At 71.9% G+C, this 15489-nt stretch carries 15 protein-coding genes and 2 tRNA genes; 13 read left to right on the forward strand and 4 right to left on the reverse strand.

The features are described from left to right. Positions 1 to 48 precede the first annotated feature (48 nt). From J3P31_RS08280 to J3P31_RS08340, 13 genes are all read left to right on the forward strand, one after another. On the forward strand, positions 49 to 1776 hold the full coding sequence (locus J3P31_RS08280) for a Tad domain-containing protein (protein WP_210527947.1): 1728 nt from the start codon (positions 49 to 51) through the stop codon (positions 1774 to 1776). Further along, positions 1773 to 2297: a TadE/TadG family type IV pilus assembly protein gene (locus J3P31_RS08285; protein ID WP_210527948.1), complete on the forward strand. Its 525-nt coding sequence runs from the start codon at positions 1773 to 1775 to the stop codon at positions 2295 to 2297. The genes J3P31_RS08280 and J3P31_RS08285 overlap by 4 nt, the downstream gene beginning before the upstream one ends. Before the next feature lie 8 nt (positions 2298 to 2305). Beyond that, positions 2306 to 2923 (forward strand): TadE/TadG family type IV pilus assembly protein, encoded by a 618-nt coding sequence (locus tag J3P31_RS08290; protein ID WP_210527949.1) that lies wholly within the window; start codon positions 2306 to 2308, stop codon positions 2921 to 2923. Positions 2924 to 2971: 48 nt separating this feature from the next. Then, on the forward strand, positions 2972 to 3319 hold the full coding sequence (locus J3P31_RS08295) for a hypothetical protein (RefSeq protein ID WP_210527950.1): 348 nt from the start codon (positions 2972 to 2974) through the stop codon (positions 3317 to 3319). Between the two features lie 57 nt (positions 3320 to 3376). Beyond that, positions 3377 to 4663, forward strand: coding sequence for a homoserine dehydrogenase (locus J3P31_RS08300; protein ID WP_210527951.1), 1287 nt, complete (start codon positions 3377 to 3379; stop codon positions 4661 to 4663). 184 nt (positions 4664 to 4847) lie between these two features. Then, positions 4848 to 5810 (forward strand): class II fructose-bisphosphatase, encoded by a 963-nt coding sequence (glpX, locus tag J3P31_RS08305; RefSeq protein ID WP_210527952.1) that lies wholly within the window; start codon positions 4848 to 4850, stop codon positions 5808 to 5810. Positions 5811 to 5875: 65 nt separating this feature from the next. Continuing rightward, entirely contained in the window at positions 5876 to 7618 is a 1743-nt protein-coding gene (gene recJ / locus J3P31_RS08310; protein WP_210527953.1) for a single-stranded-DNA-specific exonuclease RecJ, read from the forward strand. 73 nt (positions 7619 to 7691) lie between these two features. Next, positions 7692 to 7766, forward strand: a tRNA-Glu gene (locus J3P31_RS08315). 154 nt (positions 7767 to 7920) lie between these two features. Then, positions 7921 to 7995 (forward strand) — tRNA-Glu (locus J3P31_RS08320). A gap of 203 nt (positions 7996 to 8198) precedes the next feature. After that, the gene (locus J3P31_RS08325) at positions 8199 to 8570 is read left to right on the forward strand and encodes a hypothetical protein (protein WP_210527954.1); all 372 of its coding nucleotides are present in this window, start codon (positions 8199 to 8201) and stop codon (positions 8568 to 8570) included. Between the two features lie 155 nt (positions 8571 to 8725). Then, a complete protein-coding gene (locus tag J3P31_RS08330) occupies positions 8726 to 9535 on the forward strand; it encodes a calcium-binding protein (RefSeq protein ID WP_210527955.1) in 810 nt (269 codons plus the stop codon). Between the two features lie 369 nt (positions 9536 to 9904). Next, positions 9905 to 10354, forward strand: coding sequence for a helix-turn-helix domain-containing protein (locus J3P31_RS08335; protein ID WP_246849357.1), 450 nt, complete (start codon positions 9905 to 9907; stop codon positions 10352 to 10354). 101 nt (positions 10355 to 10455) lie between these two features. Continuing rightward, positions 10456 to 11100: a DUF1236 domain-containing protein gene (locus tag J3P31_RS08340; protein WP_210527956.1), complete on the forward strand. Its 645-nt coding sequence runs from the start codon at positions 10456 to 10458 to the stop codon at positions 11098 to 11100. An 82-nt stretch (positions 11101 to 11182) separates the two neighbouring features. Here the strand turns inward: J3P31_RS08340 and J3P31_RS08345 are convergent, their stop codons facing one another. From J3P31_RS08345 to J3P31_RS08360, 4 genes are read right to left on the reverse strand one after another with little or no spacing between them, the layout of a single operon-like run. Beyond that, entirely contained in the window at positions 11183 to 12328 is a 1146-nt protein-coding gene (locus J3P31_RS08345) for an iron-containing alcohol dehydrogenase (protein ID WP_210527957.1), read from the reverse strand. Between the two features lie 30 nt (positions 12329 to 12358). Beyond that, a complete protein-coding gene (locus tag J3P31_RS08350; protein ID WP_210527958.1) occupies positions 12359 to 13741 on the reverse strand; it encodes an aldehyde dehydrogenase family protein in 1383 nt (460 codons plus the stop codon). Further along, positions 13738 to 14118 (reverse strand): VOC family protein, encoded by a 381-nt coding sequence (locus J3P31_RS08355; protein WP_210527959.1) that lies wholly within the window; start codon positions 14116 to 14118, stop codon positions 13738 to 13740. The genes J3P31_RS08350 and J3P31_RS08355 overlap by 4 nt, the downstream gene beginning before the upstream one ends. A 1-nt stretch (position 14119) precedes the next feature. Beyond that, positions 14120 to 15481, reverse strand: coding sequence for a glutamine synthetase family protein (locus J3P31_RS08360; protein WP_210527960.1), 1362 nt, complete (start codon positions 15479 to 15481; stop codon positions 14120 to 14122). Positions 15482 to 15489: the final 8 nt, after the last annotated feature.

Consider the following 15489-nt stretch of genomic DNA (forward strand, 5'->3'; position numbering starts at 1 on the left):
TCCGGCGAAGGCCCCCGGCCCCGGACCCTCACGCCGAAGGGTGACCCCTTGCGCCAGCCTCGCACGCGCCCGCTCCGCGCCCTGGCCCGCTTCGCCGCCGAGGAGGACGGGTCGATGCTCGTGCTGGGGCTGTTCCTGTTCGTGGCCATGCTGATCGTCGGCGGCATGGCCGTGGACATCGCGCGGCACGAACGCAGCCGGGCCCTGCTCCAGACGACCCTGGACCGCGCCGTTCTCGCCGCCTCGTCGCTCGACCAGACGGCGGACGCCGCGGCGACGCGGACCATCGTCCAGGACTACTTCCGCAAGGCGGGCATCGGCGGGCAGCTCGGGACCGTCACCACGGCGATCGCCACCAACAGCCGGCAGGTGGGGGCCAGCGCCACGGCCAGCCTGCGCACCGACTTCATGCGGCTCGTGGGCGTGCGGACCCTGGACATCGCGGCCTCGGCCGCCGCGATCGAAAGCGTGCAGGACATCGAGATCGTCCTGGTGCTCGACGTGTCGGGCTCCATGGCGCGGGACGGCCAGGGCAACCCCGTCCAGAAGCTGGCCAACCTCAAGACCGCCGCGAACAACTTCGTCGACACCGTCCTGGCCAGCGACAGCGAGAACCGGATCTCCATCGCCATCGTCCCGTTCAACGGGCAGGTCAATCTCGGCGCGGCGCTGCGGGCCAGGTACGCCGTGACCGACACCGCCGGCGTGCCCGGCTTCGTGACCGGCTCGAACTGCGTGGACCTGCCGGCGTCGGTCTACGGCCAGCAGAGCATCGACCGCAACCTGTCCATGCCGGCCACGGCCTGGGTGGACACCTTCTCCTTCGCCGAGGGTCTGGGCGACGCCAACGGCGACCGCGTCCCCGACAGCATGCCCAACGGCTACGTGGCGCCGGTCGACAACGCCCCCCGCGCCACCAACCGCTGGTGCCCCGACGAGCCCGGCAACGTCGTCCTGCCGCCCACGCGCGCCGCCGCGACCCTCCACAGCCGGATCAACGGTCTCGTGGGGGTGGGCGCGACCTCCATCAACGCGGGGATGCGCTGGGGCCTGACCTTCCTCGACCCGACCTCCGAACCGGTGTTCCGCAACGCCTTCGGCTCGGCCGCGGTGGCGGGTCGGCCGCTGGCCTTCGGGACCGGCACCCTCAAGGTCGTCGTCCTGATGACCGACGGCGAGCATTTCGAGGCCGAGCAGATGAACACCGGCTATCGCGCCGGCCAGTCGCCGGTCTACCGCTCGGCGCTGGACGGGGCGCTGTCCATCCGCATCGACCGCCCGTCGACCAACTACGACTACTGGGTGCCGCATCGCTCCTACGGGGCGGGGGAATGGCGCACCGGCCCCTGGAACGCCGGCGGCGGGGTCAGCCAGCTCACCTGGGCCGAGCTTTGGGGCGGCAACAACACCTCGGCCTGGCCGGGCGTCCGCGCCTCGTGGGTCGCCTGGCAGCTCTACGCCCGCGCGCTGGGCGGGGACGCCGCATCGCGCCTGTCGGCCTACAAGGCGCAGATGGACGCCTTCCGGAGCCTGGTCCCGGTGGCCACCATGGACGCCCAGCTCCAGGCGATGTGCCATCGCGCCGTCGGGCTGGGCATCGTCGTCTACGGCATCGCCTTCGAGGCGCCCCAGAACGGGCAGGCCGCCATCCGCCGCTGCGTCTCGGACGACGGGCAGCTGGCCTCCAGCAACTACTTCGACGCCAGCGGGCTCCAGATCGACACCGTGTTCCGCACCATCGCCGCCCAGATCAACGCGCTCAGGCTGATGCGATGACCGGCTGGCTCCGACGCTTCCTCGCCGAGGAGGAGGGCGCCCTCGCCATCGAGTTCGTGATCCTTTTCCCTTTCGTCTTCGGGCTGTTCCTGTCCACCTTCGAGCTCGGGACGGTCCTGACGCAACAGGTGATGCTGGACCGCGCGCTCGACATGGCGGTGCGCGAGGTGCGGCTCGGACGGCTCGGCCCCGTCACCCACGACGCCCTCAAGGCGCGGATCTGCCGGGGCGCCGCGATCATCCCGGATTGCGCCGGCCAGATCCGGCTGGAGATGCGCCCGATCGACCCGCGCGCCTGGCCCATGCTGCCCGACACGGCGGACTGCCTGGACCGCGGCAACGCGGCGGCCCCGGTCCGCACCTTCACCCCGGGGGCGTCCAACAGCCTGATGCTGCTGCGGGCCTGCGTCCTGGTGGACCCTTACTTCCCCACGACCGGCCTCGGCGCCGCGCTCCTGCGGCAAGGCGGGGGCGGCTTCGCCCTCGTGTCCACCGCGGCCTTCGTGGTCGAGCCGAGCTGAGCCCGCCCATGACGCCCTGCCCCCCGCTGTCCCGCCTCCCGACGCCCCGCCGCCTGCTGTCCCGCTTCCTGCGCGAGGAGTCGGGCAGCATCAGCATCGAGATGCTGCTCATCCTGCCGCTGCTGTTCTGGTGCCAGATGGCGGTCTTCGTGTTCTTCGACGCCTTCCGCGCCGAATCCCTGGACGTAAAGGCCGCCTACACCATCGGCGACGCCCTCAGCCGCGAGGTGAACGCCCCGATCACCCCCGAATACCTCGACAGCCTTTACGTGCTCTACCGCCTGCTGACCCCCCACGCCCGCCCGGCCATGCTGCGCGTCACGGTCTTCCGCTTCACCAGCAGCGACAACCGCTACCACGTGATCTGGTCGCAGGTGCGGGGCAGCGGCGCCGCCCGCACCGACGCCACCCTCGCCGCCATCCGCGACCAGTCCCTGCCCGCCATGTTCAACGGCGAGGTCGGCCTCCTCGTGGAAACCCAGAGCCGCTACACCCCCGCCTTCCGGGTGGGCCTCCCCGCCTTCGAAATCACGGACATGATGGTGTTCCAGCCGCGATTCGCGCCCCGCCTCTGCTGGAGCTTCGGCAACGACGGGCCCTGGGCCTCGGACGGCCAGACCTGCTGACCCTCCGCCCGGGTTCCGCGCGGCATCGGGACGGGCTAGGATCGCGCCATGCGCCGCCCGACCCTGCTCGCCCTTCTCCTGCCGCTCGCCGCCTGCGCGGAGTTTCCGGCCCTCGACGCCCGCCTCGACCCGGCCGAGCGGACGGCGCGGCCGCCCGCGCTGATCCCCCTCGCCGGGCTCGTGGCCGAGGCCCGGGCCCTGCCGCCCGGTCCCGGGCCGGGCCGGCCGGACCGGGCCGACGCGCTGGCCGCGCGCGCAGGCGCCCTGACCGCCGCGGGGCCTCCTCCCGACCCGGCCCGCCTCGCCGCGCTCCAGGCCCGGGCCGAAGCGTTGCGGACCCGCGATCCGGCCAGCGGGACGCCGGGGGCCGACCCGTCGGGCGCTTCGTTGCCATGACCGGGCGGACGGGGTAACGGTCCCCCGCGCTTCAATCAGACCGAGGGTTTCGCCATCATGACCGCACCGCTCCGCATCGGCATCGCCGGACTCGGCACCGTGGGGGCGGGTGTCCTGCGCATCCTCCAGACCCATGGCCCGCTCGTCGCCGCGCGCGCCGGCCGCCCCATCGAGATCGTCGCCGTCTCGGCGCGGGACCGGTCGCGCGACCGGGGCGTGCCGCTGTCCGGCTACGCCTGGGAGGACGATCCGGTCGCCCTCGCCCGCCGCTCCGACATCGACGTCTTCGTCGAGCTGATGGGCGGCCACGAGGGCGCCGCCAAGGAGGCGACCGAGGCCGCCATCGCCGCGGGCCATGACGTGGTGACCGCCAACAAGGCGATGCTCGCCCATCATGGGCAGGCGCTGGCCCTCCTGGCCGAATCCGCCGGCCGCTTGATCCGCTTCGAGGCCGCCGTGGCGGGCGGCATCCCCGTCATCAAGGCCCTGACCGAGGGACTCGCGGGGAACCAGATGACCCGCGTCATGGGCGTCATGAACGGCACCTGCAACTACATCCTGACCCGGATGGAAAGCGCGGGCCTCCCCTACGCCGAGGTCTTCGAGGAAGCCCGCCAGCTCGGCTACCTCGAGGCCGATCCCCGGCTCGACGTGGACGGCATCGACGCGGGCCACAAGCTGTCGCTGCTGTCGGCCATCGCCTTCGGCACGCAGGTCGACTTCGACCACGTGGAGCTCGAGGGCATCGGCTCCGTCACCATCGAGGACATCCGCCGCGCCGATGACATGGGCTTCAGGATCAAGCTCCTGGGCGTGGCGCAGATGACCGGGCGCGGGCTCGAACAGCGGATGCAGCCCTGCCTCGTGCCCGCGACCTCGCCGCTGGGGCAGCTCCAGGGCGGCACCAACATGGTGGTGCTGGAAGGCGACGCCGTGGGCCAGATCGTCCTGCGCGGCCCCGGCGCGGGGGCGGGCCCCACGGCCAGCGCCGTGCTGTCGGATCTCGTGGACATCGCGCGCGGCAACCGCCTGCCGACCTTCGGCCAGCCCGCCGCGACGCTGGCCAAGGCCCGTCCCGCCAAGGCGGCGGTGCCCGCCCCCTACTACCTGCGGCTCCAGCTCGTCGACAAACCCGGCGCGCTGGCCAAGGTCGCGCGGGTCCTGGGCGATTCGGGCATCTCGATCGACCGGATGCGCCAATACGGCCACGAGGAGGGCACCGCTCCCGTCCTCATCGTCACGCACCGGACGACGCGCATCGCCCTCGACGAGGCCATGGCCGCCTTCCCCGACACCGGCGTCGTCGCGGGCAGCCCCGTGGCGATCCGCATCGAGGCGGTCTGATCCCCCGCCCCTGGGGCCGGACCCCGGTCGTCCCGGCCCCTTCTGTCCCCGGGCTCCGGCGCACCTGACGGGGCGTCGCCCGGGGCCGGCGGCGATTTCAGGCCGGCCGTTAGCGCTCCCAGCCCTTCACGCTCCCGCGAGCCCGGGCTAACCCTTGCTGCGACGCAGCCAAAAGGACCGCCCCATGGCCGACCAGCCCGAATTCCACGACCGCATGCTTTCCCTGGGCCTCGCCCGGGTGTCGGAGGCCGCCGCCATCGCCTGCGCGGACCATATCGGCCGCGGCAACGAGAAGGCCGCCGACCAGGCCGCCGTGGACGGGATGCGCCGCCAGCTCAACATGCTCGACATCAAGGGCGTCGTGGTGATCGGCGAAGGCGAGCGCGACGAGGCCCCGATGCTCTACATCGGCGAGGAGGTCGGCACCGGCCAGGGCCCCGCCGTGGACATCGCGCTCGACCCGCTCGAAGGCACCACGCTCACCGCCCGCGACATGCCCAACGCGCTGGCCGTGGTCGCCATGGCGCCGCGCGGCACGCTGCTGCACGCCCCCGACGTCTATATGGAGAAGCTGGCCGTGGGCCCGGGCTACAAGCGCGGCGTGGTCACGCTGTCGATGACCCCCTCCGAGCGTGTCTCGGCGCTCGCCTCCTCCAAGGGCGTGTCCACCCGCGACATCACCGTCTGCATCCTCGACCGCGACCGCCACGCCGAGATGATCGCCGAGGTCCGCTCGACGGGCGCCAAGGTGCGGCTCATCACCGACGGCGACGTCGCGGGCGTCATGCACTGCGCCGAGCCCAAGACCGGCATCGACATGTACATGGGCTCGGGCGGCGCGCCCGAGGGGGTGCTGGCGGCCGCCGCGCTCAAGTGCATGGGCGGGCAGATCTACGGCAAGCTCCTGTTCCGCAACGACGACGAACGCGGCCGCGCCCAGAAGGCCGGCATCACCAACTTCGACCGCGTCTACACCCGCGACGACATGGTGACCGGCGACGTGATCTTCGCCGCGACCGGCGTGACGGACGGCAGCCTCCTCACCGGCATCAAGCGGACGCCCGACTCGATCACCGTGGAAACGGTGCTCATGCGCTCCAAGACCGGCTCGGTCCGCCGGATGAGCTACACGAACCCCATCCGTTGACGTAGCCGGAATGGCCGGACCCGGGGGCTTGCCATCAATGGCGCCTCCGGGCGACACCTCGGGCCATGGGTGCCTTCCTCGACGTCTCCGAATCGCTCACCGGCCGGCGCTGGATCGGCCCCAGCCTCGAAGAGGATCGCCTGGCCGAGGCGATGGCCCGCGACGCCCGGCTCGATCGGGCGCTGGCCCTGACCCTGGTGCGGCGCGGGATCGGCATCGACCAGGCGCCGGGCTTCCTCGATCCGCGCCTGCGCGACCTCCTTCCCGACCCGCTGACGCTCCGCGACATGGGGCCTGCCGCCGACCGCTTCCTCCAGGCGGTGCAGCGGGGGGAACGGATCGCCGTCTTCGCCGACTACGACGTGGACGGCGGGGCCTCGGCCGCGCTGCTGCTGACCTGGCTGCGCCGCATGGGGCGGAACGCCACGCTTTATATCCCCGACCGCATCGAGGAAGGCTACGGCCCCAACGAACCCGCGATGGCCCGCCTCGCCGCCGCGCATGACCTGATCGTCTGCGTGGACTGCGGCACCCTGTCCCACGGGCCCATCGCGGCGGCGGCCGGGGCGGACGTGATCGTCCTCGACCACCACATGGGCGGCGAGACCCTCCCCGACTGCGTGGCCGTGGTGAACCCCAACCGCCAGGACGAATCGGGCGACCTCGGCCATCTCTGCGCGGCGGGCGTGGTCTTCCTCCTGCTCGTGGAGGCGAACCGGCGGCTCAAGGCCCAGGGCCAAGCCGGCCCCGACCTCATGGCCATGCTCGACCTCGTGGCGCTGGCCACCGTGGCCGACGTGGCCCCGCTGACGGGGGTCAACCGCGCGCTGGTGCGGCAGGGGCTCGTCATCATGGCCAAGCGGCAGCGTCCGGGCCTTGCCGCGCTGGCCGACATCGCCGCGCTCAACACCGCGCCCAGCGCCTACCACCTGGGCTATGTCCTCGGGCCGCGCGTCAACGCCGGGGGGCGGGTCGGGCAGGCCGACCTGGGCGCGCGACTCCTGGCCACCGACGACCCGCACGAGGCGCAGGCCCTGGCCGAACGCCTGAACGCCCACAACATCGAGCGCCGCGAGATCGAGGCCGGCGTCCAGGCCGCCGCCATGGCCCAGGCCGAAGGGCGCGGCGACGGCCCTCTGGCCTGGGCGGCGGGGGACGGCTGGCACCCCGGCGTGGTCGGCATCGTCGCCGCCCGCCTCAAGGAAGCCACCCAGCGCCCCGCCGTGGTGATCGCGCTGGACGGCGACATCGGCAAGGGTTCGGCCCGTTCGGTCCCGGGCGTGGACATCGGCGCGGCCATCCACCGGCTCGCGGGCGAAGGGCTGCTGCTGCGCGGCGGCGGCCACAGGATGGCCGCGGGCCTCACGGTGGAACGGGACCGGCTCCCCGCCGCCATGGAGCGCCTGTCCGATCTGCTGGCCCGCCAGGGCGCGGGGGCGACCGGGCCCCGGGACCTGCCGCTCGACGGGCTGCTGATGCCCAAGGCCGCGCGCACCGACCTCGTGGAATCCATCGAAAAGGCGGGGCCGTTCGGCGCTGCCGCCCCCTCGCCGCGATTCGCGTTCAGCGACCTTACCGTGGCGATGCAGCGGATCGTCGGGAACGGGCATCTCAAGATCGCCTTTAACGACGGCATGGGCGGGCGGCTCGACGCCATCGCCTTCGGCGCGGCCGAGGGTCCCCTGGCCCGTCTCCTGCCGGGCAGCGGGCGGTTCCACATCGCCGGGCGGCTCGAGATCAACACTTGGCAGGGCCGCCGCACGGTGCAGCTCCAGCTCGAGGATGCGGCCCCGGCCCTGCGACGCTGAGTTTCCTTCGGGAAACCGCGCAAGGCCCCTTGCCCTCCCCCGCGGCATTGTCTAATCAGCGCCCACCTGCCGCGGCCCGTTCGTCTATCGGTTAGGACACCAGGTTTTCAACCTGGGAAGAGGGGTTCGACTCCCCTACGGGCTGCCAGGCTTCCCCACCAGACCCCAGCGTCGCGCCGTGCAGATTGCCAGACCCTGGCCTGCTGCGCCCATGCCACATGGCCCGTCCGGACGGGCGACGGCGGCTCGCAAGGCCCCTTGCCCTCCCCCGCGGCATTGTCTAATCAGCGCCCACCTGCCGCGGCCCGTTCGTCTATCGGTTAGGACACCAGGTTTTCAACCTGGGAAGAGGGGTTCGACTCCCCTACGGGCTGCCAGGCTTCCCCTTCCGCAGCATCGCCCCTGTGCAGGTCGCCCCGGTCCCGGCAGGCGTAGGCCCGCCAGCCGCCGCCGCCCGCGACCTGCCGCCTTCGCACCGAACTTCCGCCCCTTTGCGCGTCTAACCGGCCCCCGCGTCACGCGCCGGGGGGCGGCCTCCTCTCTCCGGCTCCGGACGTCCTGCCCGCTCCGGAGAGACCTCATGCCCCGCCGCCTCATCGCCGCCCTCGCGCTCTGGCCCAGCCTCGCCCTGGCCGGTCCCGATCTCAGCTACGGCGTCGCCCTCGACGGACGCCACGACGCGAGCGAGCTTCACCTCGCCCATTGCGCCGCGGGCTGCTTCGCCCAGGTCACCTACGTGAACCGCTTCCTGCGCGGCGACGCCTGGACCCGGCAGTTCACCCTGGACCTCGACGGCCTGTCGGTCGGGGTGACCATCACCGACGGCACCGGCGCGTCGCCCGAACGCGTGGCCGTCACCGCCCCGCCCGGCTTCTACGCCGAGCCCGCCGAGATCGAGGTGAACGAGGACGCGGACGGCGTCATCGCCCTTTACCCCATCCCCATGTCCTGAGCCCCCCACCCGAGGGACCATGGCGCCGCCCGGGCGATCCTGCCCCCTCCGGCTCGCATCGCCTTAGAATCGCCCGAAATCCTGCGCCAAGATGCGGGCGGCGGACCGGCTTCGGGCCGCTGGACTGACGCACGGCATCAAGGACACCCGCCCCCATGGCGCTACTGAAGATCTTCGACACCGCCGGCTACGGCATGAACATGATCAGCGATTCGCCGCTCCCGGACGATGACGACGCCGATCCCGAGGTCGTCGACCAGGTCTACCTCGGGAACGATCGCTACAAGATCATGTTCGCATCGCCGGACGACGACTTCACCTTCACGGTCTTCGCCGACGACGCCGGCGGCCAGATGATCACCGAACGGGTCGACTTCTTCGAGGGCGGCACCATGGTCCTGCAGCTTTCGGGCGCGCGCACGACCCTGGACCAGCTCGACCGCGGCCTGAAGGGCATCCTGTCCAAGGACGACACGGTGATCGGGAACCACTTCAGCGAGGTCATCAAGGGCTACAAGGGGAACGACACGCTCCGGGGGAACGCCGGGAACGACCGGCTGCTGGGCGGGGACGGGTCGGACCGCCTGATCGCGGGCACCGGGCACGACATCTTGGACGGCGGCGCGGGCCGGGACCGGCTGATCGGCGGAACGGACGGCAAGGGCGACGATTTCATCTTTCATGCCACCAGCGAGAGCGCCGTGGGCGCGCGCCATGACGTGATCCTCAACTTCACCCGGGCCACGGACGACATCGACCTGAGGGACATCGACGCCCGCCCCGAAACCTCGGCCAACGACCGGTTCCACTGGGGCGACACCACGCCCGGGGATCACGCGGTCTGGTGGAAGGCCACGGCGAACGGCGTCCTGGTCCGGGCCGACGTGACGGGCGACGCCAGGGCCGACTTCGAGGTCTTCATCCAGGGCGCGGACGAGATCGGCGCCGGCAACGTCCTGCTCTGATCCGGCGCGGCGCGGCGGGCGCCCTGGGCAAGAAGCCGCCGCCCCTGCGGCCCGGTCAGCGCCATTCAGCGCAGCCAGCGGCCCGCATCCCGGCCCGGCTTGACCCGTGGCGCCTCTTCCCGCCCCAATGGACCTGCGCCGTTCGGCCTCGCCGGGCCGAAGCAGATCCCGCCGCACCCTCGTCCCAAGGGGGGTGCCGGCACCCAAGGCTCCCAAGCCCTGAGGCGCCAGAAGGCTCCCGCGGTCACGCAGGGGCCTTCCTGGCGTGATTTGTTCGTGGATGGTTCTGGACTGTTTCCGGCCCCTCGCTTTATCGGATCGTCCCCCCTGTCTACCTTCCGTCCATGGTCCTGATGGCCGGAGGTCGGAATGACCCTGAGGGGTAAGGTGCTGGAACTGTCTCGCCGTCTCCCCACGCAGGCGGAGATGGCCAATGCGACCGGCGTGGCGACGACCCTCGCCGCGTCCCGGACCGAAAACGGCTCCGTGCTGCTGCGCACCTCGAACGGGACGCTGGTCCGACTGGAACCGGCCATTGCCGAACTCGTGGTCGAACTCCTGGCCCAGGTGGCGGACGGCAACCGCGTGACGCTGATCCCGACGGGGGCGCTCCTGTCGGTCCAGCAGGCGGCGGACATCCTCGGCATCTCGCGGATGCAGGCGACCCGCCTTCTGGACGACGGGGACATCCCCTGGGTGTCGGTGGGGCGGCAGCGCCGGGTGATGCAGGCCGACGTGCTGGCCTTCAAGGAACGGCGCGACGCGGCCCGCCTCTCCGGCGCCCCGACCCGCCCGGCCCGCGCCGCCGACGCCTCCTGACCGACCGGTCTTCGACCCGGCCGCCCTGAACCGAACCGTAAGGTGGACGTTGTCCCCGGTCTGGCGGGCCCCCGCGCCCGTCGCCTCCAAGGAGAGACCGAATGACCTCGCGCCCCCTGCTCGCGCTGGCGGCCGCCCTCGTGGCCGCCACCCCTGCCCTCGCGGACATCCCCGCCGTCGCCGCCACCGACCTGAACCTCCGCTCCGGCCCCGGGCCCGAACAGCAGATCGTTGGCCTGATCCCCGCCAACGGTGAGGTGGCGGTCATCGGCTGCCTGGATGACGCGACCTGGTGCCGGGTGGACTACGGCGGCACGCTGGGCTGGGCCGCCGGGGAATATCTCACCGCCACGCTCGAGGCGCAGCCCGTCGTGCTCTACGACTACCGGGAGCAGCTCCAGATCGAATCCCTGAGCGCCGAGGGCGAGGCCACGGGCGCGGGCGCCGTGGGGGGCGCGGCGCTCGGCGCGGCGCTGGTCGGGGGGCCGGCGGCGCTGGCGGCGGGGGCGATCCTCGGGGCGGCGACGGGCTCGGCCATCGCCGCCGACGACGCGGCCGTGACCTATGTCCGCGACAACCCCCTCGACCCCGTCTACCTGAACGGCGAGGTCGTCCTGGGCGCCGGCATCCCCGCCGAGGTCGAGGTCGTTCCCATCCCCGGCACGAATTACGGCTATCTTTACGTCAACGGGCTGCCGGTCGTGGTGGACCCGTCGAACCGGCAGATCGTCTACATCGTCCGCTAGGTCGCGCGCCCCGGGCGTGAAGGGGCCTGCCGCGGTGTCCCGGCAGGCCCCCCAGAGCTCGGACCTCAGGCCCGGCCTCGGCTCACATGGCGTCGGCGAACAGCGCCTCGGTGTTCTCCTGGGTGAGCGCGACGGGGTTGCCGCCGGCGCTGGGGTCCTGGATCGCCTGCGCGGCCAGCTCCGGGATGCGCGCCGCCTCGACGCCCAGGGCCTCCAGCCCCTTGGGGATGCCCAGAAGTCCGTTCAGCTCCTCGACGCGCGCCAGGAACCCGTCGAACCCGCCCGCGATGCCCAGGTAGGCCGCCGCACGCGCCAGCTTGTCCTCGACTGCCGCGCGGTTGAAGCGCAGCACGGCGGGCATGACCACCGCGTTCGTGGTGCCGTGGTGGGTGTTGTAGTTCGCGCCGACCGGATGGCTCAGGGCGTGCACGGCGCCCAGGCCCTTCTGGAACGCCACCGCGCCCATCGACCCCGCCGCCATCATGTTCGCCCGCGCCTCGAGGTCGCTGCCGTCCCGGAAGGCGCGCGGCAGGTATTCGTTCACGAGCCGCATCCCTTCCAGCGCGATGCCCGCGCTCATGGGGTGGAAGAACGGCGAGCAGTAGGCCTCCAGGCAATGCGCGAAGGCGTCCATGCCCGTCCCGGCGGTGACGGCGGGCGGCAGGCCCAGCGTCAGCTCGGGGTCGCAGATGGTGACGCGCGGCAGCACCTTGGGGTGGAAGATGATCTTCTTCACATGGGTCTGCGAATTGGTGATGACGCTCGCCCGGCCCACCTCGGACCCCGTCCCGGCGGTCGTCGGCACCGCCACGATGGGCGCGATGCCATTGGCGTCGGCCCGCGTCCACCAGTCGCCGATGTCCTCGAAGTCCCAGACGGGCCGCGTCTGCCCGGACATGAAGGCCACCATCTTGCCGAGGTCGAGCCCCGAGCCGCCACCAAAGGCGACCACGCCGTCGTGCCCGCCCTCGCGGTAGGCGCGCAGCCCGTCCGCCAGGTTGCGGTCGGTCGGGTTGGGGTCCACCTCGGCGAAGATCGCCCGCCCCAGCCCCGCCTGGTCCAGCAGGTCCAGCGCGCGGCGCGTGATGTCCATGTCCCGCAGCCCCCGGTCGGTGACCAGCAGGGGCCGCGTGATGCCGGCTTCGGCGCAGGCCGCCCCCAGCTCGGAGATGCGGCCCGCGCCGAACAGGACGCGGGTGGGATAGGACCAGTTGGCCGTCAGGGTCATGCCGTCACCTTGAAGTCTGCGCGGGCCATCTCAGCCCTTCGCCTTGCGGAAATGATAGGACCGGGGCCGCGTCACGCTGTGATAGCCCAGCACCGACAGCGCCGCCCCGCGGCCCGTGTCCTTGGTGCCCGTCCAGCAGAGCGCGGGGTCCAGGTAGTCGGCCCGGTTCATGTAGACCGACCCGGTGTCGATCCGCCGCCCCAGCCGCGCCGCGCGTTCGGCGTCCTGCGTCCAGAGCGAGGCCGTGAGCCCATAGGGCGAATCGTTCATCAGCTGCAGCGCCTGCTCGTCGCCGTCGACCGGCATGACGCCGACCACGGGGCCAAAGCTTTCCTCGCGCATCACGCGCATGGAATGGTCCACGTTCACCAGGATCTGCGGCGAAAGGTAGGTGCCGCCGTCGTCCTCCGGGAACACCTCCCGGCCGATCAGCGGGGTCGCGCCCGCGGCCACCGCCTCGGCGGTCTGCGCCCGCACGGTGTCGGCAAAGCGCCGGTTCGCCATCGGCCCGATGGAGGTCGACACCTCCAGCGGATTGCCCAGCTTCAGCTGCTTGGTCCAGGCCACCGCCCGGTCGAGGAAGCCGTCGTACAGGCTGCGGTGCACGTAGATCCGCTCGATGCCGCAGCAGCACTGGCCGGCGTTGAACATCGCGCCGTCCATCAGCACGTCCACCGCCCAGTCGAGGTCGGCGTCCTCCATGACGTAGCCCGGGTCCTTGCCGCCCAGCTCCAGCCCCAGCGGCGTGAAGGTCCCCGCCGCCGCCCGCTCGATGGCCGCGCCGCCCGCCACGCTGCCGGTGAAGTTGACGAAGCCGAAGCTCCGGGCCCGGATCAGCCCTTCGGTCCCCTCGTGGTCCAGCACGACGTTCTGGAACACGCCCGGGGGCAGCAGCCCGTCAAAGGCCTCGGCCCAGCGCTCGCCCACCAGCAGGGTCTGGGACGCCGACTTGTGGATCACGCTGTTCCCCGCGATCAGCGCCGGGATGATGGTGTTGCACGAGGTCAGGTAGGGGTAGTTCCAGGGCGCGATGACGAAGACCACGCCCACCGGCGCCCGCTCGATCCGCCGCTCGAAGCGGTCGGAGTCCTCGGCCACCATCGGGGCCAGCGCCTCGGCGGCGATGCCGCCCATGTAGGCCGCCCGCTCGTTCAGGCCGCCGAACTCGCCGCCGTAGCGGACCGGGCGGCCCATCTGCCAGGCCAGCTCCTCGACCACGCGGTCCTTGAGGCCGTTCAGGCGCTTCACGCCCTCCTGCACCAGGGCGATGCGCTCCTCCAGGGGCCGGGCCGCCCAGGCCCCCTGCGCCGCGCGCGCCCGCTCCACGCCAGCCGTCGCCTGCTCGGGCGTCAGCGCCTCACGTTCCGCGTAAACCTCGCCGTTCACGGGCGAGACGCATCGGATCACGGTCATTCCAGTCCCTCGTCGTAGCGGGCGATCTCGATCAGGTTGCCGTCCTCGTCCCGGAAATAGACCGAGGTGACCGGACCGAGAGCCCCGTCCTTCGTTGCCGGCCCCTCTACGACGTCCACGCCGTGACGGGCCAGATGGTCTAAAGTCGCATCGACCGGCCAGTCGGTGACCAGGCACAGGTCGCCCGAGCCGATGCAGGCGTGGTTGCGCGTTTCCTGCCCCAGCCGGTGCAGGTTGATCTTCTGCGCGCCGAACCGCAGCGCGTGCCGCCCGTCGCCGAACCGCACATGATCCAGGCCAAGGACCCGGGCGTAGAAGGCCGCCGCGCGCTCGGGGTCGCGCACCGTCAGGACCACGTGGTCGAGGCCCCGGATCATGTCACAGCCGCTCGAACCCGCGCCTGAGCTCGATGTCGGTGACGAGCCGGTCGGACTCGGCGATCTCCCAGCGGGCGGCGTGGACGTAATGGTCCACCACGTCGTCGCCCATCGCCGTCCGCAGCATCTCGGACGCGTTCAGCGCCACGGCGGCGTCGCGCAGGGTCCGGGGGATCTCCCGCGCGGCTTCGGCGTGGTACATGTCGCCCGACAGCTCGGGCTCCAGCTCCAGCCCCTGCTCGATGCCCGACAGCCCGGCCGCGAGCTGCGCCGCCAGCGCGAGGTAGGGGTTCAGGTCCGCCCCGCCGACCCGGCACTCGACCCGGACGCCCTTGGTGCCCTCGCCGCAGACGCGGTAGCCCGCCGTGCGGTTGTCGGTGGACCAGACCGCCTTGGTCGGCGCGAACATCCCCACGGTGAACCGCTTGTAGCTGTTGACGTTGGGGGCCAGGAAATACGTGCACTCCCCCGCATGGGCCAGAAGGCCGGCCAGGTAGCTCCGCATCAGCGCCGACATCCCGTGCTCCGCCTCCGGGTCGCGGAAGGCGTTCTCCCCGTTCCGCCACAGCGACTGGTGGATGTGCGAGGACGACCCCGCCCGGTCGGTCGCGTACTTGGCCATGAAGGTCACCGACCGCCCCTGGCTGTGCGCGATCTCCTTGGTCGCGGTCTTGACGATGGAATGCATGTCGGCGGTATCGAGAGCATCCGAATACCGGATGTTGATCTCCTCCTGCCCGGCCTCGGCCTCGCCCTTGCTGTTCTCGACGGGGATGCCCGCCGCGAACAGCGTGTTCCGCAGCGGCCGCATCACCGCCTCCTCGCGCGAGGAGGCGAAGATCCCGTAATCGTTGTTGTAGCGCACGACCGGCGTCATCGTCCGGTAGCCCGTGTCCCAGAGCTGCTCGAAGCTTTCCTCGAACAGGAAGAACTCCAGCTCCGTCGCCATCATCGGCTCCAGGCCCAGGGCGCGCGCCCGCTCGACCTGGCGCTTCAGGACGTTGCGCGGCGCGTGGGCGACCGGCTCCCCGTGGTGGTCGAGGAAGTCCGCCATCACCATCGCCGTGCCCGGCAGCCAGGGGGCGCGGCGCAGCGTGGCCAGGTCCGGCTTGTGGACGAAGTCGCCGTAGCCCTTCTCCCAGGAGGCCGACTTGTAGCCCGGCACCGTCGCCATCTCCACGTCAAGCGCGAGGAGGTAGTTGCAGCCGTGCGTTTCCTCGTACCCGCCGTCCAGGAAATGGCGCGCATGGAATCGCTTTCCCATCAGGCGCCCCTGCATGTCGCAGACGCAGCAAAGGACGGTGTCGATCTCCCCGGCCTCCACGGCCGCGCGGAGGGAGTCGAGCGTCAGATTGGCGGGCATTGTCGGTC

It is taken from the genome of Rubellimicrobium arenae, assembly GCF_017916275.1.
GTDB lineage: Bacteria > Pseudomonadota > Alphaproteobacteria > Rhodobacterales > Rhodobacteraceae > Rubellimicrobium > Rubellimicrobium arenae.

What these genes read in the sequence shown, in the direction of transcription:
- J3P31_RS08285 (WP_210527948.1), top strand. Translation starts at nt 1,773, where the DNA reads ATGACCGGCTGGCTCCGACGCTTCCTCGCCGAGGAGGAGGGCGCCCTC.
- J3P31_RS08290 (WP_210527949.1), top strand. Translation starts at nt 2,306, where the DNA reads ATGACGCCCTGCCCCCCGCTGTCCCGCCTCCCGACGCCCCGCCGCCTG.
- J3P31_RS08295 (WP_210527950.1), top strand. Translation starts at nt 2,972, where the DNA reads ATGCGCCGCCCGACCCTGCTCGCCCTTCTCCTGCCGCTCGCCGCCTGC.
- J3P31_RS08300 (WP_210527951.1), top strand. Translation starts at nt 3,377, where the DNA reads ATGACCGCACCGCTCCGCATCGGCATCGCCGGACTCGGCACCGTGGGG.
- glpX (WP_210527952.1), top strand. Translation starts at nt 4,848, where the DNA reads ATGGCCGACCAGCCCGAATTCCACGACCGCATGCTTTCCCTGGGCCTC.
- recJ (WP_210527953.1), top strand. Translation starts at nt 5,876, where the DNA reads ATGGGTGCCTTCCTCGACGTCTCCGAATCGCTCACCGGCCGGCGCTGG.
- J3P31_RS08325 (WP_210527954.1), top strand. Translation starts at nt 8,199, where the DNA reads ATGCCCCGCCGCCTCATCGCCGCCCTCGCGCTCTGGCCCAGCCTCGCC.
- J3P31_RS08330 (WP_210527955.1), top strand. Translation starts at nt 8,726, where the DNA reads ATGGCGCTACTGAAGATCTTCGACACCGCCGGCTACGGCATGAACATG.
- J3P31_RS08335 (WP_246849357.1), top strand. Translation starts at nt 9,905, where the DNA reads ATGACCCTGAGGGGTAAGGTGCTGGAACTGTCTCGCCGTCTCCCCACG.
- J3P31_RS08340 (WP_210527956.1), top strand. Translation starts at nt 10,456, where the DNA reads ATGACCTCGCGCCCCCTGCTCGCGCTGGCGGCCGCCCTCGTGGCCGCC.
- J3P31_RS08345 (WP_210527957.1), bottom strand. Translation starts at nt 12,328, where the DNA reads ATGACCCTGACGGCCAACTGGTCCTATCCCACCCGCGTCCTGTTCGGC.
- J3P31_RS08350 (WP_210527958.1), bottom strand. Translation starts at nt 13,741, where the DNA reads ATGACCGTGATCCGATGCGTCTCGCCCGTGAACGGCGAGGTTTACGCG.
- J3P31_RS08355 (WP_210527959.1), bottom strand. Translation starts at nt 14,118, where the DNA reads ATGATCCGGGGCCTCGACCACGTGGTCCTGACGGTGCGCGACCCCGAG.
- J3P31_RS08360 (WP_210527960.1), bottom strand. Translation starts at nt 15,481, where the DNA reads ATGCCCGCCAATCTGACGCTCGACTCCCTCCGCGCGGCCGTGGAGGCC.